This is a genomic window from Mucilaginibacter sp. SG538B (assembly GCF_013376065.1).
Lineage (GTDB): Bacteria > Bacteroidota > Bacteroidia > Sphingobacteriales > Sphingobacteriaceae > Mucilaginibacter > Mucilaginibacter rubeus.
Genome location: NZ_JABMJI010000001.1, coordinates 82,638 through 101,011, shown reverse-complemented (window position 1 = coordinate 101,011; position 18,374 = coordinate 82,638). Strand labels below are relative to the sequence as shown.

General features: G+C 43.7%; 17 protein-coding genes. 6 read left to right on the top strand and 11 right to left on the bottom strand.

All coding sequences use genetic code 11. The annotated features are described in order from the left end of the window. Window positions 1-54 precede the first annotated feature (54 nt). The gene (locus FHW88_RS00415; RefSeq protein ID WP_090534157.1) at window positions 55-366 is read right to left on the bottom strand and encodes a hypothetical protein; all 312 of its coding nucleotides are present in this window, start codon (window positions 364-366) and stop codon (window positions 55-57) included. 189 nt (window positions 367-555) lie between these two features. Between FHW88_RS00415 and creD the strand changes: the two genes are divergently transcribed. The 4 genes from creD to FHW88_RS00395 all read left to right on the top strand — a co-directional run bounded on the left by creD (window position 556) and on the right by FHW88_RS00395 (window position 4,821). After that, the gene (gene creD / locus FHW88_RS00410) at window positions 556-1,890 is read left to right on the top strand and encodes a cell envelope integrity protein CreD (protein ID WP_176622297.1); all 1,335 of its coding nucleotides are present in this window, start codon (window positions 556-558) and stop codon (window positions 1,888-1,890) included. Between the two features lie 334 nt (window positions 1,891-2,224). Then, entirely contained in the window at window positions 2,225-3,631 is a 1,407-nt protein-coding gene (gene rlmD, locus FHW88_RS00405) for a 23S rRNA (uracil(1939)-C(5))-methyltransferase RlmD (protein ID WP_176622295.1), read from the top strand. Window positions 3,632-3,804: 173 nt separating this feature from the next. Next, entirely contained in the window at window positions 3,805-4,200 is a 396-nt protein-coding gene (locus tag FHW88_RS00400) for a hypothetical protein (protein WP_112652683.1), read from the top strand. Window positions 4,201-4,308: 108 nt separating this feature from the next. Then, window positions 4,309-4,821: a phosphoribosyltransferase family protein gene (locus tag FHW88_RS00395; protein ID WP_090534299.1), complete on the top strand. Its 513-nt coding sequence runs from the start codon at window positions 4,309-4,311 to the stop codon at window positions 4,819-4,821. Window positions 4,822-4,955: 134 nt separating this feature from the next. Here the strand turns inward: FHW88_RS00395 and FHW88_RS00390 are convergent, their stop codons facing one another. From FHW88_RS00390 to FHW88_RS00375, 4 genes are read right to left on the bottom strand one after another with little or no spacing between them, the layout of a single operon-like run. After that, window positions 4,956-5,456, bottom strand: a complete 501-nt coding sequence (locus FHW88_RS00390; protein WP_176622293.1) for a shikimate kinase — start codon at window positions 5,454-5,456, stop codon at window positions 4,956-4,958. 10 nt (window positions 5,457-5,466) lie between these two features. Then, window positions 5,467-6,525: an ABC transporter permease gene (locus FHW88_RS00385; protein WP_176622291.1), complete on the bottom strand. Its 1,059-nt coding sequence runs from the start codon at window positions 6,523-6,525 to the stop codon at window positions 5,467-5,469. 4 nt (window positions 6,526-6,529) lie between these two features. Continuing rightward, window positions 6,530-7,693, bottom strand: coding sequence for a BT_3928 family protein (locus FHW88_RS00380; protein ID WP_176622290.1), 1,164 nt, complete (start codon window positions 7,691-7,693; stop codon window positions 6,530-6,532). Between the two features lie 5 nt (window positions 7,694-7,698). Then, complete coding sequence (locus tag FHW88_RS00375; protein ID WP_090534301.1) at window positions 7,699-8,190, bottom strand: DUF1599 domain-containing protein; 492 nt, start codon at window positions 8,188-8,190, stop codon at window positions 7,699-7,701. Between the two features lie 177 nt (window positions 8,191-8,367). On the opposite strand from FHW88_RS00375, the gene folP reads away from it, so the two are divergent. After that, window positions 8,368-9,222: a dihydropteroate synthase gene (gene folP, locus FHW88_RS00370; RefSeq protein WP_317171289.1), complete on the top strand. Its 855-nt coding sequence runs from the start codon at window positions 8,368-8,370 to the stop codon at window positions 9,220-9,222. A gap of 176 nt (window positions 9,223-9,398) precedes the next feature. Here folP and FHW88_RS00365 read toward each other — a convergent pair whose 3' ends face one another. The 3 genes from FHW88_RS00365 to recJ all read right to left on the bottom strand — a co-directional run bounded on the left by FHW88_RS00365 (window position 9,399) and on the right by recJ (window position 13,548). Further along, window positions 9,399-10,940: a GH3 auxin-responsive promoter family protein gene (locus tag FHW88_RS00365; RefSeq protein ID WP_090534172.1), complete on the bottom strand. Its 1,542-nt coding sequence runs from the start codon at window positions 10,938-10,940 to the stop codon at window positions 9,399-9,401. 7 nt (window positions 10,941-10,947) lie between these two features. Next, complete coding sequence (gene lptB / locus FHW88_RS00360) at window positions 10,948-11,688, bottom strand: LPS export ABC transporter ATP-binding protein (RefSeq protein WP_090534174.1); 741 nt, start codon at window positions 11,686-11,688, stop codon at window positions 10,948-10,950. A gap of 156 nt (window positions 11,689-11,844) precedes the next feature. Next, window positions 11,845-13,548 carry a single-stranded-DNA-specific exonuclease RecJ gene (gene recJ / locus FHW88_RS00355; protein WP_090534176.1) on the bottom strand — a complete coding sequence of 568 codons (1,704 nt, stop codon included), beginning with the start codon at window positions 13,546-13,548 and terminating at the stop codon, window positions 11,845-11,847. A gap of 83 nt (window positions 13,549-13,631) precedes the next feature. On the opposite strand from recJ, the gene FHW88_RS00350 reads away from it, so the two are divergent. Continuing rightward, window positions 13,632-14,402, top strand: coding sequence for an MBL fold metallo-hydrolase (locus FHW88_RS00350; protein ID WP_090534178.1), 771 nt, complete (start codon window positions 13,632-13,634; stop codon window positions 14,400-14,402). Here the strand turns inward: FHW88_RS00350 and FHW88_RS00345 are convergent. The 3 genes from FHW88_RS00345 to gcvP form a co-directional block, all read right to left on the bottom strand. Then, complete coding sequence (locus FHW88_RS00345; RefSeq protein WP_090534180.1) at window positions 14,399-14,818, bottom strand: response regulator; 420 nt, start codon at window positions 14,816-14,818, stop codon at window positions 14,399-14,401. The two genes, FHW88_RS00350 and FHW88_RS00345, sit on opposite strands and share 4 nt — an antisense overlap. A 177-nt stretch (window positions 14,819-14,995) precedes the next feature. Continuing rightward, a complete protein-coding gene (locus FHW88_RS00340; protein ID WP_139160066.1) occupies window positions 14,996-15,370 on the bottom strand; it encodes an antibiotic biosynthesis monooxygenase family protein in 375 nt (124 codons plus the stop codon). Between the two features lie 60 nt (window positions 15,371-15,430). Next, a complete protein-coding gene (gcvP, locus tag FHW88_RS00335) occupies window positions 15,431-18,322 on the bottom strand; it encodes an aminomethyl-transferring glycine dehydrogenase (RefSeq protein WP_176622289.1) in 2,892 nt (963 codons plus the stop codon). Between the last annotated feature and the right edge of the window lie 52 nt (window positions 18,323-18,374).

The following is an 18,374-nucleotide window of genomic DNA, read 5'->3' as shown; positions in this document are numbered from 1 at the left end:
AAAATATGACAGTTGCCCTCATCATCAAAAACGGATAACTTATCCCATTCTTTTTTATTTCATGTTTCTATTGGTTTGAAAGGCCTCTATTTTAGCAATATTCTGAAAATTGATTCTGAAAATATTTTCTCCGCTACAACCTATCACCTGTTTCGTACAAAGTAATGTCCATTGGTTTGAAGATTTAGTAAAGAAAAGCACCGGGATCCCGCTCAAACCTGCTATTAAATTAGATTTCAGGTATAATTTAATCGGTTCTGAAAGATCGTTGAAAAAAGATGTATGGTCATCTAACATTGTACAAATCTCATGTTTGTCAGCTTTCCACATTATTCTATTCAACATATATTCATCGGTCTTTTTCATCAGCAATAAAACTATCAAAAAATGGTGATCTGGTACATATCATTAAAGAAGAGAGTTTCTAATCCTAAAAAAATCGACAATTACTTTGAAATACAAAGTACTTTACATTATATTTGTCACAGGCTTAAGCAAAGCCTTTCTTTTTAATCAGAAACTTTGAAATACAAAGTACTTTATATCCAAGCAATCATGATAGAGGAACAATCACCAAAACAAACAACATTGGGCTGGCTCAGGGAGTCGGCAACATTTAAATTGATCTTTATCGGGCTATTGGCGCTTTTACTCTTAATTCCATCAGCCTTCGTCCAAAACCTGGTGACCGAACGTGCAGTCAGACAGGGTGAAACGGCCAAAGAGGTATCAGAAAGCTGGTCGGCCAGCCAGATCATTAAAGGTCCAATATTGGTTATCCCTTATAAAAAAGGAATAAATATGACCGATACAGCTAAGCAGACGCTTATAGAAAACCTGTACATTTTGCCCGACAACCTTCACATTAAGGCAGGCCTTACAACACAGCTTAGGCACCGGGGCATTTTTGATGTAGCTGTATATAATACGCAGGTAAAAATAAGCGGCAATTTTGCCAAACTTGATCTCTCCTCACTCGGTATAAATATAAACCAGCTCCTTTTAAATAAAGCCAGGTTTGAATTTAGTGTGAGCGACCTGAAAGGTTTGAAAAGCAACCCGGTTATAAAAACCACTCAACCCATACTTGGCGCCGAGCCTTCATTTGAATCCGTATTTGGCAATGGTTTGCAAGCCGGTGTTGACCTTTCAGCAATAAACAATAACGAAATTCCATTTGATTACACGCTTGATCTGAAAGGCAGTGAAGGATTAAGCTTTTTACAAATGGGTAAAACTACCGATGTGCGGGTAAATGGCAACTGGAGCAGCCCGAGCTTTGATGGCAATTTCCTCCCCGATGATTCTAAAGTTGATACCGGCGGCTTTAGCGCCAGCTGGCGGATGATGTATTACAACCGGCCATTCCCGCAACAGTGGACAGGTCAGCAAAAAACGTTGGATAACGACAAAAAACTGGAAGAGGCCACTTTTGGTGTAAAACTTCGTCTCCCGGTTGATCAGTACCAGAAAACCATGCGTACCAGTAAGTATGCGATATTCATTATCCTGCTTACCTTTATCTCCTTGTTTTTAACCGAGGTTATCCGCAAGCAACCGATACATATGTTCAATTACATACTGATTGGTGCGGCTATGGTTATTTACTACACACTGCTATTATCGTTTTCAGAGCAGGTTGGCTACAACATGGCTTATCTTATTGCTTCTGTATCAACCATAGCACTTATATCCATATTTATATCATCCCTGCTCAAAAACGGCAAGGCAGCCATACTGTTCGCTTTTATTTTGACCGTGTTTTATGCCTTCATCTTTGTGATCATTCAACTGGAAGATCTTGCCTTAATGGTTGGCAGTATCGCGCTGTTTATCATTATAGCGGTGTTGATGTACTTTTCGCGCAAGATAAACTGGGATAAAAATTAAGCATTGCATATACCAATCAGCAAAGATTTATGAAATCTTTGCTGATTACAAATTAAACCTTATACCGATTTGGTTTTTAGTTTAAAAATTACTATGTTAGCATAGTAATTTTTTATTTTATGAGCCGCGAACTAACAGAACTTTCCGACCTGATTGATGAGCAATTTGAGATAGAAGATATTACCGTTGACGATAATATGGTTAACTATCTGCTAAGTTTATTTGCTTAGAGATCCTGCTTAAGATCGTAACGTCTTTTAAAGGCGACCGGCTTTCTTTTGTCCCTCCTCTCCTATTTTCAGGATTAAATAAATAGGGTTAACTTTGCAGCCTGATGAGTAAAGCTAACAAACCAAAGTTTTTTGAGAACGTACAGATCATTGACATTGCCGAAGAAGGCAAAGGCGTAGGCAAAGCCGATGACTTTGTGCTTTTTGTAGATAAGGCCGTACCCGGCGATGTGGCCGATGTACAGGTATACCGTAGTAAGAAAAACTTCGGCGAAGGCAAGATCACCGAATTAAAACAAGCTTCTGAATACCGAACGCAAGCTTTTTGCGAGCATTTCGGCACCTGCGGTGGCTGCAAATGGCAACACATGACCTACGAGGCCCAGCTTAAATTTAAACAAAAGTCAGTTGTAGATGCCTTAAGTCGCCTGGCTAAGATCAACGTTGAAGGTATCATGCCTATCGTGCCTTCGCCGGCCGACAGGTATTATCGCAACAAGCTTGAATTTACCTTCTCCAACAAACGCTGGCTTTACGATGGTGAAAACAAAGAAGATGGTACACTGAACATGAATGCTCTGGGTTTTCATATTCCGGGCAGGTTTGATAAGATCCTGGACGTAAACCATTGCTATCTGCAGGCTGAGCCCTCCAACAGTCTGCGTAACGAGATCCGTGATTTTACCATTCAACAGGGTTATACGTATTACGATCTGCGTAATCACAGCGGTATGCTCCGCAATTTGGTTGTACGTACCTCATCAATCGGCGAGATCATGGTGATTGTAGTTTTCGCTTACGCAGAACAAAGCGAGATTGATAACCTGATGAGCCACATTGACGCCCGTTTCCCGGAAATAACTTCATTGTTATATATCGTAAACCAGAAAAAGAACGATACTATTTTTGACCAGGATGTTGTAGCCTTTAAAGGCCCCGAATATATCCACGAGGAAATGAATGGCATCAAGTTCCGCATAGGGCCTAAGTCATTTTACCAGACCAACTCTGTACAGGCACTTCGTCTGTATGAAATAACCCGCGATTTTGCGGGTTTTAAAGGCGATGAACTGGTTTATGACCTTTACACCGGCGCCGGCACCATTGCCAACTTTGTTGCCGGTCACGTGCGTGAAGTTGTTGGTGTTGAGTATGTACCAACTGCTATTGAAGATGCTAAGGTAAATTCGGCCATTAACAATATCACCAACACCAAGTTTTATGCGGGTGATATGAAAGATGTATTGGTGGCCGATTTCGTAGCTGAGCATGGCAAGCCGGATGTGATCATTACCGACCCGCCACGTGCAGGCATGCACCCTGATGTAGTAGCCCGCTTAATGGAAATTGAAGCTCCTAAAATTGTTTATGTAAGCTGCAATGCCGCCACCCAGGCCCGTGACCTGCTGGTGCTAAAAGAAAAATATGATACGGTTAAAATTCAGCCGGTAGATATGTTTCCGCATACCCAGCACGTGGAGAATGTGGTGTTGCTTGTTTTGAGAGATTAGAGGTTGGAGGTTAGAGATTAGTTTTTCTTAGCGTATAGTTCATTGTTGATAGTTCATAGCCATGATGTTTAAGAATCGGTACGATCACAAAAACAAATCGGTGTAATCATCTAATAATCGGTGTAATCCCAAAAAAATCAACGAAATCAGCGTAATCAAAAAAATCAACGGTCATGAACCCTGAAGAACTGCTTAACGAAGGAAATGAACGCAACAAACCGGCGGCTGAGAGTCCGCTGATAAGTTTGGAGCGTGACCTGAAATATTTTAACGACTCAATTAAAGAGATAGCCGAAGAGATCATTAACGAAGGACTCTCTTCCTACCCTATTTTCATAGCTCATCAGCACGAACTTAGTTTAGGCGAATTAATCCTTGATCGTCATGATTTAAACTCGGAATGGAGTATTCATGCTTCTACATTGGAAGAATTTGTAGAACGAGACGTTATAAAGCCTGTACTGAAAGAACGCTTTGTTAACAGCTACAAAGATCCGTACCAATTTATGTGCGTATTTGTAGTGGTTCCCGAAGGCGCAAACTTTGTGTTTTTCCCTTACGCTAAGTAAGTTTTATTTATATAAATTTGAGACGTGCGGGAAATAAACCTAATGTAGTTTTATCACCATTCCGCATAAAAGCTCTTTTAAAAAGAGCAACAAATAATGCTGATAAAAATGCCTGAAAAAAAGCTTCTCATATTAAATAAGCAACAGATCCAGCAAAAGCTCGACAGGATGGCCTACCAGATACTGGAGGACAACTTTGACGAGGATGAAATATTGATAGCCGGTATCCTGCCGCGTGGCAACCACATTGCCGAGCGCCTGAAAACCATCCTCGATGGCATTGCGCCTTTCAAAAGCCGCCTGCTTACTATCGAACTTGAAAAACAAAGCAGCAGCTTAAGCGCCAATATTGATTTTGAGGTAGAAGAATGCAGTAATAAAGTGGTGATACTGGTTGATGATGTGCTGAACAGCGGTAAAACCCTTGCTTACGGCTTTGGTGTATTTTTGGATGTTCCGCTGAAAAAGCTCCGTACCGCGGTATTGGTTGACCGCAATCATAAAAGTTTCCCTATCACTACGGATTTTGCCGGTGTAGCCCTTTCAACCGTTATCAAAGAGCATGTTGATGTAGTGCTTGATGAAGAAGATGGCGAAGAGGATGCGGTTTATTTGAGGTAGGATAATTAATTTTGTTATTTACACTCGTCATTGCGAGGAACGAAGCAATCCCCTATTAGCAGGTCCGCCCTGTATAGTTAGCGATTGCTTCGTTCCTCGCAATGACGGAAATATAATTCTCTCTTTCCTGATTATTACACCCCCAGCGCCTCTTCCAGCTTCTCAACCGACATATCTATCCCTTCAACGATGTTGCTTGCCTGCAGGTAGAAACCTTCACGCTCGGCCAGTTTGCCGGTGATAAATTCTACCAGTTCATCGCCTTTTTTCCCTTGCAATACCGGACGAATGGTTTTGCTGTTCTCCAACCTGTCGGCCAGGGTTTTGGGAGATAGCTTTATGTAGAGAGTTTTACCGTTGGCATTCATCCAATCCATGTTATCAAAAAAACAAGGCAATCCTCCACCGGTCGATACCACCGTATTTTCGGCATATTCAGTTTCTTTTAATACCTGCGATTCCAGTTTACGGAATGCATCCTCGCCAAATGAGGAAAAATATTCGGCTATGCTCATGCCTGCTTTGGCTTCGAGCACATGATCAAGATCAATAAATGCGTAGCCCCATTTGGCGGCAAGTTTGCGGCTCCAGGTTGTTTTGCCACACCCCATAAAGCCCACAATAAAATATTTCATAAAAATTTCTTCAGCTTAATTTTACCCGAGGGTCAATCCAAACATAGATAACATCCACCAGTATACTGATCACCACAAATATAAACGCGATAAACAATATAGAGCCCATCACCACCGGAAAATCCGACATTTCCAAAGCATCAACAGTAGCTTTGCCTAATCCGTTATAACCAAAAATGTATTCCACAAAAAACGAACCTGCCAAAAGCGACGCAAACCAGTTGGCAATGGCGGTAATTACCGGGTTCATGGCATTTTTAAGCGCGTGACGATAAATAATCGTCCGGTTACTTAATCCTTTCGCTTTGGCAGTTCGGATGTAATCCTGCCCCAAAACATCGAGCATGGCGTTACGGGTAAGCTGCACAATGATAGCCAATGGCCTTAAGCCTAAAGTGATAACCGGTAATATTAGGTTTTTAAGTGTAATCACTTCGCCTTTAAACGGATCATAGCTATACAAACTGCCCGACATGTTTAAATGCGTGTAATTACTCAGCACAAAACCAAAGATCCAGGCAATAATGATCCCTGCAAAAAAAGAGGGCGCAGAAATGCCCAGTGTTGAAAAACTAATAGCCAGCTTATCAATCCAGGTATCTTTGTTCACCGCGCTTGCCACGCCCAAAAAAACACCGATAATAATAGCGAAGATCATAGCGGCAGCTGCAAGCACTAACGTATTCGGGATCACTTCCATCAATAATGAAGCTACATCTTTACGGGTTTGGTATGAACGCCTTAAATAAGGCCATTTCAGTGCAAGTACTTTACTCTTGCTTACCGGGAACAGTTTTACATAGCCGTAGCGCTGTTGCTCGTCGGCCGTATTAAGATGGATACCTAATGGGGAAAGATCATTCAGATAATAGGCAAATTGCACCGGTACTGGTTTATCCAGCCCAAACTCTTTGCGTACGGCCTGAAGCGATTGTACGTCGGCACGCTGCCCCTGGGTCATACGGGCAGGGTCGACAGGTAAAATATTGAACAGGAAAAAAACAACAAACACTACCCCCAGCATTACTGCCAGCCCATATAGTAATTTGCGGAGCAGGTAGGGGATCATTTTGCTATTTCTGTAAGTATTCCTTTACTATGTCTTCGTATTTAGGCACCGAATGATAATGCCACTTATTAATAACGGTGCCATTCTTAATTAACAAAACGCCCGGATTGGAACGCACCATTGATTTCAGCGGAACGCCATCTGCATAAAAGATTTCGCTGATCAGCTTATGCTCTTTGGCAAACGCTTTGGCATCGGCTGCGGAATTTGAGGTGAGCAGTACGGTACGGATATTATAATTATCGGTTAAATTGATTGCCAATGCGTTGAGACGGTTGATCGCATCTTTATCTGTTTCGCTCAAATCATAGGCTACAATGAACAGGCTATAAAAAGGGCTCGAAAGTAATTCTTTGGTATAATCGTTCCGCTGTTCATCCTGGATAGCCAGGTCACGAATTTTAGGCTCATATCCCTTTTTCACCAGGCGGTTTTCCGGGTCACCAACAACTTCCCAACTGGCGTCCTTCCAGATATTACTTTTAAGGTATTCCTTATCGTTCATCACCTTGGTAGCGCCAGTCTTTTTGTTTTTGAGGTGATAGGTAAGTTCAAACTCGTCAAGAGGTGCACCGGGCGGGATCTTCATTTCGTCGGGCAGGTTAGCACCTATTTTGTATGGCAGAAAATCAATGACCGGCGAAAAGTTGTAGGTGTATACGCCGAAGCCAACCGAAACTACGGCAGCGCATATCAGCCACTTATCGCCAACCTTCGCGCTAAATAATGGCTTAATTTCTTTGCGCTTTACAAACAATACCAGCACCAGAGCAAGCAAAACCATATCCTTACTGAAGGACTGCCATGGTGTTAAGGGAATGGCATCGCCAAAGCAGCCGCAGGTTTGCACCACTTTAAAAAAGGCCGAGTAAAAAGTTAAAAAGCCAAAAAAGATAATCAACAATAACAAGCCCCAGGCAACTTTAACAGCGCGGGCACCTATTAGTAAAGCGAAACCCAGCAACATTTCAAGCGCGCATAACACAATAGCCATCGTAAGCGCAAGCCCATTGAGGAAAGTCATATGAAAAACCTCAAAATACTCAACCAGCTTATACGAAAAGCCCAGCGGATCATTGGCTTTGATCGCTCCCGAAAATATAAACAATAAGCCCACCAATAAGCGTGGGATCCATATTACAGCGCTATTTGATGATGTATTTTTCATAAGCTTTATTTGCCCAGATGTATATTAAGCTTGATCAGCGCGAAAACGGCATAGTTCAGCATATCCTGGTAATTGGCTTTTACACCTTCTGAAGCTTCTGTAAGGCCCTGATTATCTTCTATCTGTTTTACGCGGAGCAGTTTCATCAGTATCAGATCTGTCAATGAACTTATGCGCATATCGCGCCATGCTTCGCCGTAATCATGATTTTTGGCAAACATCAGCTCTTTGGTTTCATTCACCTTCTCGTCAAACATCTGGCTCACATGATCAGGGTTAAGCTCGGTCGACATTTCGGGGCCGCATTCCAGCTGCATCATGGCTATCACACAATAGTTAACAATGCCGATGTATTCGCCGGTGATATCATCGCCCACTTTTGAAATTTTTTTCTCTTCTAAAGTGCGGATTCGCTGGGCCTTGATAAAAATCTGATCGGTAATGGATTGCGGACGGAGGATGCGCCATGCGGTGCCGTAATCGCGGGTCTTTTTCATGAAAAGGCCTTTACATATATTAATTACGCCTTCGTATTCTGCTGCTGTATTAGTCAAAAGATGCTATGTTTTGTTTGTTGTAACGTTGTAAAGCTTAAATGTTGGGAGGTTTTGAAGCCTGCGCCTGTAAAGTTAGTTAACTTTGCCGTATTATAACTTTGCAACACTTAACTAACCGTGACTAAAAATACATTTTTCCGTAAAAAAGTTACACTTAATGCCGGGGGCCGATTGATTGATCTTTCATCGCCAAAAGTGATGGGCATTATCAATATTACACCCGATTCGTTTTTTGCCGATAGCCGCAAACCCGGCGTTGATGAAGCCTTAAAACAAGCAGAAAAAATGCTGACCGATGGTGCAACGTTTTTAGACATTGGCGCGTATTCATCACGCCCCGGAGCGGTTGATATTTCAGCACAGGAAGAAACAGACAGGCTATTGCCTGTTGTTGAAACTATAACTGCCCAATTCCCGGAGGCTATTATGTCGATAGATACCTTCCGGGCAAAGGTTGCCGAAGCGGCTGTAAAGGGCGGCGCACATATTATCAATGATATATCAGGCGGCATGCTTGATGGTGACATGTTTGCTACTGTTGCCCGCCTGCAAGTGCCATATATTTTGATGCACATGAAAGGCACGCCGCAAACCATGAACCAACTGACCGAATATGATGATGTATTTCGCGAAGTGTTTGATTATTTTCTCTCGAAATACAGCGAATTAAAACGGCTTGGCGTACATGACGTGATCCTCGACCCGGGCTTTGGCTTTGCCAAAAAAGCGGAGCATAGCTATGAACTGATGAGCCGGATGAATGAATTTAATATGTTGGGTTTACCGGTGCTTACTGGTATCTCCCGTAAAAGGATGATCTACGGTTTACTGGGCAATACCGCCGCTGAGGCGTTGAATGGTACCACCGCATTAAATACTATTGCGCTTATGAAAGGCACCAATATTTTAAGGGTGCATGATGTGAAGGAGGCTGTGGAAGCGGTGAAGATTTGGGAGGCTTGCCAGATTTGAGCTACGGTGGCCGGGAGGCCGCTTGATAGTTTGGCACTCGGCAGGAGCCGAGCGCCGGCGCTTTTTGTTTATTCCCCTACATACACCAAGCTGACGCTCGGCTCCAGCCGAGTGGTAACTATCCCCAGGCCTCCGGCCTGCTACTCACTATAACAACTTTATATTTTTCTTGCTTCTTAATTCTTAAAGTCCTGATTCTGAAAAGCCCCCTCCATCATTTTCAAAATAGCGTCCACATATTCCCTGTCATTAGCCAGGCGTGGTACCTTATGCTGACCGCCCAATTTTCCTTTTTCTCTCATCCAGTTAAAGAAAGTACCATCAGGTGCGCGGCGTACTATCGGGCGGCGCAGTGCAAGGTCTTTAAAACGCTTGGCGTCATAGTCGGAGTTGATGCGGCGCAGGGTTTCATCCAACAGGTCAACAAAACGCTCAAACTCGGCCGGTTTCTTTTCAAATTCAATAATCCACTCATGGGCACCGCATTCATTGCCGTTAAAATAAACAGGAGCTGCCGTGTATTCCCTGATAACGGCACCGGTTTGTGAACAGGCTTCGTCCAATGCACGTTCGGCATTGTCAATGATTACCTCCTCGCCAAAGGCATTGATAAAATGTTTGGTACGACCTGTGATCTGGATCCTGAACGGCGAAAGCGACGAAAACTTAATGGTATCCCCTATCATGTAGCGCCACAGGCCCGCATTGGTTGATATGATGAGCGCGTAGTTTTTGTTCAGTTCCACCTCATCAAGGGTAAGCGTTTCAGGGTTTTCATCGTGAAGGTTTTCGATCGGTAAAAACTCGTAAAAAACACCGTAATCAAGCATCAGCAGCATATCGCCGGGCTCTTTGGTATCTTGTATGCCGAAGAAGCCTTCGGAAGCGTTATAATTTTCGAGGTAATACATATCCTCGTGAGGGATCAGCTTTTTAAACTGCTCGCGGTAAGGTGTAAAATTCACCGCGCCATGGAAATACATTTCCAGGTTGGGCCAAATTTCAAGCAGGTTATTTTTGCCGGTGATCTCCAGGATGCGTTTAAATAACACCAGGTTCCAGGTGGGTACGCCGCTGATACTGGTAACATTAACATCCTTGGTAGCATGGGCTATCTTCTCAATTTTTTCCTCAAAGTTTTCGAGCAGGGCGATGTCTAAATGCGGTGTACGGTGAAATTCGGCCCACATGGGCAGGTTTTTCATGATCACCGCCGAAAGATCTCCAAAGGAAGTATCCGGACTTAACTGACTGATCTGGTGACTGCCCCCAAGTGTTAGGATCTTCCCCGTAAACATACGGGCGTTAGGCTGATTATTGAAATAAATGGTAAGTAGGTCCTTACCGCCTTTAAAGTGGCATTCTTCCAACGCTTCTTCACTTACCGGGATAAATTTGCTCCTGTCGCTGGTAGTACCTGATGATTTGGCAAACCAACGGATCTCTGAAGGCCACAGCACATTTTTTTCACCTTTAAGCATCCGCTCAATGTAAGGCTTTAACGTATCGTAATTTTGTATAGGCACCCGTTCCTTGAACTGGTTCAGGTTTTCGATACTTTTATATTGGTATTTTTTTCCCCACTCTGTATTTTCGGCAACCGATACCAGTTGCTCAAACCATTCTTCCTGCACTTCATTAGGATACTTCATAAAAAGCTCTATCTGGTGGATACGCTTTTTCATGAACCAGGTAAATACGGAGTTAAAGAGGGTCATAGGGTTATTATTGAGGAAAAACCTTTCGTTTAAGCACAAAGTTTGCCCCAAGATACACTTTCCTCACCATTTCATTCTCAGCCAATACCTCGGGCACGCCTGATTCTAATATTTTACCTTCAAAAAGCAGGTATGCGCGGTCGGTAATCGACAGCGTTTCCTGCACGTTGTGGTCGGTTATTAATATACCGATGTTGCGGGTACGCAGTTTGGCCACCATCGCCTGGATCTCCTCTACCGCGATCGGGTCAACCCCGGCAAAAGGCTCATCCAACAGGATAAAGTTTGGCTCGGCAGCAAGCGCGCGGGCTATTTCTGTACGGCGGCGCTCACCACCCGATAGCAGGTCGCCCCGGTTTTTACGCACTTTGTGCAAGCTAAACTCATCGATCAGCTCTTCCAGCTTATCTTTTTGCTTTTCTTTAGACATATCGCCCATTTCCAGCACGGCCTTGATGTTATCCTCAACCGAAAGCTTTCTGAATACCGATGCTTCCTGCGCCAGATAGCCTATGCCCTTTTGGGCACGGCGGTACATGGGGTCCTGGGTTATGTTTTCATTATCCAGGTGAATAGTGCCTTCGTTAGGTTTTATCAAACCTACTATCATATAAAATGATGTGGTTTTACCCGCGCCGTTAGGCCCAAGTAAACCAACAATTTCGCCCTGTGCCACATCAAAAGACACGTCGTTAACAACGGTACGCTGCTTGTATTTCTTAACTAAATTATCTGCTCTTAGTATCATTTTTTGTCTGAACCATGATTTATGGGACTCATGGATTACCCTGATATTTAACCGTTGATGATTTTGATTTTGCTGATTCTGTTGATTAAAATTTCAGACTATGAACCATGATCTATCAACCATGAACCAAGCCAACTAATCTCCAATCACCAACCTCTAATCTCCAAATCGTATCCCCTTCACATTCAACTGTATCGTTCTTCTTTCGCGCCAAACATTTTCTTCTATCGAATAGCACATTTCGAACGGAACACCCGGCCTTAATTGTTCCAGGTACTGGCCGTGGTTAAAGGCTATGCAATCAAATGCTGCCGATCCTTCCTGCATTACGCTCATTTTAATGTGCGAGCCGCCAACCAAACCGGCGTTACCACTAACATACACATTTTTACTTATGAAAACCGGCGCCATATTTTCGGGCCCGAAAGGAGCAAATTGGCTCAGGATCCTGAAAAATTTTGGTTCTATCTGGCTTAAACGTAATTCGGCGTCAATTTGTATTTGCTGTATCAATTGTTCGGGTTTTATGGTAGAGCTTACCACCTCTTCAAACCTTTCAATAAAAGCTTCAAGGTTTTCGGGGGCCATGGTAAGGCCGGCCGCATACTTATGCCCTCCAAACTGGATCAGCAGGTCCTTGCAGCCACAAAGCGCTTCATACAGATCATATCCTAAAACAGAACGAGCCGACCCGGCTACATGCCCGTTTGAACGGGTAAGCACAATGGTTGGTCGGTAATATTTTTCGGTTAGTCGCGAAGCCACAATACCGATAACACCTTTGTGCCAGTCTTCATTAAAAACCACCGTCGATTTACGGGCAATCAACACCTCATCACTTTCTATCATGCCAAGCGCTTCGTCGGTAATGTTAAGATCGTGCCCTTTTCGCTCGGTATTGCGCACGTTGATCATGGCGCTTTTTTCTTTGGCAACGTCTTTATCGGTAGCTATCAGCAATTCAACCGCATGTTTGGCGTCGTCTATCCTGCCGGCTGCATTAATGCGCGGACCCAGCGAAAATACTACATCTGATATAGTATATGTCCCTGTCTTGCCTGCTATCTCCATTAAAGCTTTAACGCCTATACACGGATCGGTATTTATTTTTTGCAGGCCGAAGTGAGCCAGCACCCTGTTCTCGCCGGTGATGTGAACTATATCACATGAGATGCTGATCACCACCAGGTCGAGATAGCAGTTTACTTCTTCAACCGGGATATCATTCTTTTCGGCGTAGGCCTGGATCAGCTTGAAGCCAATGCCGCAGCCGGATAATTCCTTATATGGATATTCGCAATCTTCGCGTTTGGGGTCAAGCACCGCTACCGCGTTCGGGATAGACGCTCCGGGTAAATGGTGATCACAGATGATAAAATCAATGCCTTTTTCATTGGCATAGTCAATTTTATCAACTGATTTAATGCCGCAGTCCAGCGCTATGATCAGGGTAATACCGTGCTCAGCAGCATAGTCAATTCCCTGGGTAGATATCCCATATCCTTCTTTATAACGGTCGGGGATATAATATTCAATATTGGTATACAACTTTCTGAAAAAACTGTAGGTTAGCGCCACCGCTGTGGTGCCATCCACATCGTAATCACCGTAGATCATGATCTTTTCGCCTGTTGTCATAGCCTGCTCAATACGGAGGATGGCCTTTTCCATATCCTTCATCAGGAATGGGTCATGCAGGTGCCGGTGATCGGGCCTAAAAAAATAGCGGGCATCTTCAAAGGTGGTAATACCACGCTGCACAAGCATAGCGCTTAGTACGGTATCAATGTTGAGTTGGGCGGCTAATTTTATTACATCATCATGGTTTGTATTATCCTTTAGCGCCCAACGTTTATTCATATCTTTGCAGCTTGAAACAGTAAATATACTTATGCTCTGTTAAAGAGCCAAAGGTACATTCAAAATCTGATACTACGTTTACTATGGAATTTTTTGCTTTAGGTGAGGGCTCATATTCGGTTGATGCAACCAAGAAATTTATCCCGTTCAATCCCGAAACCGATAACCCCAAAGATCGCCCGGCTTCGTTGTTTATTCACGTTAACCCCTTCCTCATCAAAACAAAAACCGATCTGATTGTATTGGATACCGGTCTGGGCTTTAAAGATACCCGCGACGAGCTCATGCTGCACCAAAACATCCGTAATGCGGGTTTCGATCCGGATGACGTAACCCTGGTGATGATGTCGCACCTGCATTATGACCACTCTGGCGGTTTGGTAGTTGAGCGGAACGGTAAATTAGTACCCAGCTTCCCGCAGGCCGAACATGTGATCAATAAACAGGAATGGGAGTTTGGGATCAGCGGGAAAGGCTCATCATACCATGTTGAAATATTTGAAGCATTACAGGCCGGAGCTAAGATAACTTTCGTTGAAGGCAGCGGTGAGTTTAAACCAGGCATCAGGTATGAACATTCGGGTGGTCATTGCCCGGCGCATCAGGTATTTTGGTTTGATATAGAAAGCGAAAAAGTATTTTTTGGCGGTGATGAGCTTCCCGAACCAGAGCAACTGTTGAGGAAATTCATAGCCAAATACGATATGGACGGCCGCAAGGCTATGATGCTGCGCGAAGAATATGGTAAAAAGGCTGCCGCCGAAGGATGGAAATGCCTGTTTTACCATGCTAAATCATTCACTATCGGAACCGTTGAAACAGAAGGAGACCATTTTAAGGTTAAACCGGCTTAATTTTCGGCAGCTACCTCAAAAAGTTCTTTTATCTTTTCAACGTTGAGCGGCTTGGAGATAAAATCTTTAACCAACGGATATGAACGCGCTTTGTTAATATCGTTGCTGAAAACAGATGATGAAATAATATAGATCTTGCTTTTGCCCAGGGGATCGAGGTTGAGGCGCTTATACTCATCCAAAAATTCCCAGCCATTCATAATGGGCATATTAATATCAAGCAAAATATAATCGGGTAGTTTATTAGGGTCTTTTCTCTGGATATCAGAAAGTTGCTCAATCGCATATTTTCCGTTCAGGCAGGCCATAATTTCTGTATTAAGTAAAGCTTTCTTTATCAGTTTTATGGAGATAAAGTTATTTATCTCATCATCATCAACCAGCAATACACTTATGGCTTTATTGTTAACATTCATATCTAAAATTTAAGCGCGTTGTTTTATACGAGACCACAATTCAAAAGGTTATATTCCTTATAGTTGTAAATTATAAAAAACAATACATTAAAACGGCTCCGCAACGTGAATATTTTATTTAATCTGGCCAATTAAATAAAGTTCAAAAAAACACGGAACAGGAATTAGCCATTGAATTTAAAAGGCGTAGTCATGCTCCACCCGGCAAATGCGTACTTTATAATTCAGGTACCATTTATCGCGCCCCTGCTGCTGGGCAAACAGGTGCCGGGCATTAGCTTTCCAGTTCTTAATAGCTTCTACCGACTGCCAATAAGACACCGTTATTCCAACATTGTTACGCGCCGATTCAACGCCCAGAAAACCTTCCTGCTGCCGCGCGAGTTCAACCATTTCAACAGCCATATCGCCATAGCCTTCCTCTACACCGGTACGTACCGATGTGAATATTACGGCATAATAAGGGGGCTGTGGTGTTTGAGCGATAAGCCCCTCTAAATCTCCTTTGAAGGGAGAGACTTTTGAATTACCTTCGTGATTAGCTGAACTCATAATATATATTTGTGTGAAAAATAAAAACCCTCCTTGTTTAGGGGAGGGTTGATTTAAAAGCTATTCAATCACGCTTTCTTCAAACTCATACTCTTCCAGCGGGGGGCATGAGCAGATCAGCGTTCTGTCGCCATAAGTGTCATTAACCCTGCCTACCGAAGGCCAGAATTTATTGGCAGCTACGTAAGGCAGCGGGAATGCCGCTTTTTGACGGGTATAAGGATGCTCCCACTCGTTGCCGGTAATTACAGCTACAGTATGTGGCGCATTTTTTAACGGATTGTTTGTTTTATCAGATAAACCATCAACCACATCGGCAATTTCATGACGAATAGAGATCATGGCATCGCAAAAACGGTCGAGCTCATGCTTAGGCTCTGATTCAGTCGGCTCAACCATTACCGTACCCGCAACCGGGAATGATACGGTTGGTGCATGGAAACCATAATCCATTAAACGTTTAGCAATATCCGTAACCTCGATACCTGCCGATTTAAATGAGCGGCAATCCAGGATCATTTCATGCGCGCAACGGCCATTAGCACCAGCATATAGTACAGGGTAATGTTCCTGTAACCTGGCTTTAATGTAGTTGGCATTCAGGATAGCATAACGGGTAGCGTTAGTCAAGCCTTCGGCACCCATCATGGCAACGTAAGCATGTGATATGATGAGGATAGATGCAGAACCCCATGGCGCTGCAGAAACAGCATGGATTGATTTACCTCTGTCGATATCAACCACAGCATGACCCGGCAAATAAGGAACCAAATGTTTTGCAACACCGATCGGGCCCATGCCGGGGCCACCGCCACCGTGAGGGATACAGAATGTTTTATGCAGGTTGAGGTGACAAACGTCGGCACCGATATTGGCCGGACTTGTTAAACCTACCTGCGCGTTCATGTTAGCACCGTCCATATAAACCTGGCCGCCGTTTTCATGAATAATTTCGCAAATTTCAATGATGCTTTCTTCAAATACGCCGTGAGTTGATGGGTAAGTAACCATCAGGCATGAAAGCTCGTTTTTGTATTGCTCAGCTTTGGCGCGCATGTCGGCAACATCAATGTTTCCGTTATCATCGCACTTAACCACCACTATCTTCATGCCGGCCATAGCTGCAGATGCAGGGTTGGTACCGTGTGCCGATGAAGGGATCAGAGCAATATTACGGTGGCTATCGCCCCTGTCATTGTGATAAGCGCGGATTACCATTAAACCGGCATATTCGCCTTGCGCACCGGCGTTTGGCTGCAGGCTCATGGCTGCAAAACCGGTGATTTCGCTTAGCCAATTGTTGATCTCATCAAACAGCTGCATATAACCGCCAACCTGGTCGGTTGGGGCAAATGGATGAATTTTACTGAACTCGGCCCAGGTAACAGGTACCATTTCGGTGGTAGCGTTCAGTTTCATGGTACAAGAGCCTAAAGCTATCATAGAGTGGCAAAGCGAAAGATCTTTCGCCTCCAATGATTTGATATAACGCAACATTTCATGTTCAGACCGGTGGGTATTGAACAGACTGTGCGTTAAATATGCAGAAGTACGCTGAAGTTCTGTAGGAATAACAGTTTCAAGGCTTGCATTAACGCCATCGAAATCAACATCGTTAAATGTTTTACCCTTAACTTTGGCAAAGAACCTTACCATGGTTTTGATATCCTCAACCGAAGTGGTTTCATCAATTGCTATAGTTACTATTGAACCTTCGTAGTTAAGGTTCATTTCGTTATTTAATGCTTCCGAATGGATAGGACCAACAAGGTTACCCACATCAAACTTAACGGTATCAAAGTAAGCATCGTTCAATTGCTCATAGCCAAGTTGCCCTAAGGTTTTGGCTAATAATATTGCTAAGCCGTGAATGCGCTCTGCTATAAGCTTAATACCATCCGGACCATGATATACGGCATACATACCAGCCATAATAGCTAACAGTGCCTGTGCGGTGCAGATATTTGATGTAGCTTTATCGCGGCGGATGTGCTGCTCGCGGGTTTGCAGGGCCATGCGCAGGGCATAATTATTGGCGCTGTCGATAGTAACACCGATGATACGGCCCGGGATAGAACGTTTATACTCTTCTTTAGTAGCGAAGAAAGCAGCATGCGGGCCGCCAAAACCCATCGGTACACCAAAACGTTGCGATGAACCAACAACGATATCGGCACCCCACTCGCCCGGAGGGGTTAATAGCGCAAGACTCATGATATCGGCAACAACGGTAAGCTTAATACCTTTTTCATGACCTTTTGCAGCAAAATCGGCGTAGTTATAAACCGCGCCATTGCCGGCAGGATATTGTACAATAGCGCCAAACATATCGTCGGTTAATTCAACGGTACGGTGGTCGCCTATTCTCAGTTCAATGCCATAAGGCTCTGAACGGGTTTTTAAGATATCAATAGTTTGCGGGAACACTTCTTCGGAAACGAAGAAAACGTTGGCGCTGTTGTTTTTACGCAAGGTATATTGCATAAACATAGCCTCGGCAGCGGCAGTACCTTCATCAAGCAAAGAAGCATTGGCAATTTCCATACCGGTAAGGTCGATAACCATGGTTTGGAAGTTTAACAAAGCCTGCAGGCGGCCCTGTGCAATTTCGGCCTGGTATGGGGTGTACTGCGTGTACCATCCGGGGTTTTCAAGAATATTGCGCTGAATAACGCCCGGTACAATCACATCATAGTAACCTTTGCCGATGAATGACTTGAAAACTTTGTTTTTTGAAGCCGTTTGCTTTAAGGTGTTCAGGTAATCGAACTCGCTTTTTGCCGCGGACAGGTTAAGCGGTTTGGCAAGCCTGATCTTTTGCGGTATGGTTTGCTCTATTAATTCATCAAGCGTACTTACACCGATGGTTTTTAACATTTTGGCCGTGTCGGCCGCGCTTGGAGCAATGTGCCTCGACTGAAACTGCTCCTGATAGGTTGTATTCAACTTCATGAATTAATCGTCCCTCTTAAATTTACCGCAAAGGTACGATTTTGCAACATGA

Excerpts from the sequence above, each read along its gene's own strand:
- FHW88_RS00380 (WP_176622290.1), bottom strand. The coding sequence starts at position 7,693 with ATGAAAAATACATCATCAAATAGCGCTGTAATATGGATCCCACGCTTA.
- gcvP (WP_176622289.1), bottom strand. The coding sequence starts at position 18,322 with ATGAAGTTGAATACAACCTATCAGGAGCAGTTTCAGTCGAGGCACATT.
- FHW88_RS00385 (WP_176622291.1), bottom strand. The coding sequence starts at position 6,525 with ATGATCCCCTACCTGCTCCGCAAATTACTATATGGGCTGGCAGTAATG.
- FHW88_RS00415 (WP_090534157.1), bottom strand. The coding sequence starts at position 366 with ATGAAAAAGACCGATGAATATATGTTGAATAGAATAATGTGGAAAGCT.
- creD (WP_176622297.1), top strand. The coding sequence starts at position 556 with ATGATAGAGGAACAATCACCAAAACAAACAACATTGGGCTGGCTCAGG.
- FHW88_RS00400 (WP_112652683.1), top strand. The coding sequence starts at position 3,805 with ATGAACCCTGAAGAACTGCTTAACGAAGGAAATGAACGCAACAAACCG.
- FHW88_RS00365 (WP_090534172.1), bottom strand. The coding sequence starts at position 10,940 with ATGACCCTCTTTAACTCCGTATTTACCTGGTTCATGAAAAAGCGTATC.
- FHW88_RS00345 (WP_090534180.1), bottom strand. The coding sequence starts at position 14,818 with ATGAATGTTAACAATAAAGCCATAAGTGTATTGCTGGTTGATGATGAT.
- FHW88_RS00375 (WP_090534301.1), bottom strand. The coding sequence starts at position 8,190 with ATGAAAAAGACCCGCGATTACGGCACCGCATGGCGCATCCTCCGTCCG.
- FHW88_RS00390 (WP_176622293.1), bottom strand. The coding sequence starts at position 5,456 with ATGAAATATTTTATTGTGGGCTTTATGGGGTGTGGCAAAACAACCTGG.
- FHW88_RS00350 (WP_090534178.1), top strand. The coding sequence starts at position 13,632 with ATGGAATTTTTTGCTTTAGGTGAGGGCTCATATTCGGTTGATGCAACC.
- FHW88_RS00395 (WP_090534299.1), top strand. The coding sequence starts at position 4,309 with ATGCCTGAAAAAAAGCTTCTCATATTAAATAAGCAACAGATCCAGCAA.
- rlmD (WP_176622295.1), top strand. The coding sequence starts at position 2,225 with ATGAGTAAAGCTAACAAACCAAAGTTTTTTGAGAACGTACAGATCATT.
- recJ (WP_090534176.1), bottom strand. The coding sequence starts at position 13,548 with ATGAATAAACGTTGGGCGCTAAAGGATAATACAAACCATGATGATGTA.
- FHW88_RS00340 (WP_139160066.1), bottom strand. The coding sequence starts at position 15,370 with ATGAGTTCAGCTAATCACGAAGGTAATTCAAAAGTCTCTCCCTTCAAA.
- lptB (WP_090534174.1), bottom strand. The coding sequence starts at position 11,688 with ATGATACTAAGAGCAGATAATTTAGTTAAGAAATACAAGCAGCGTACC.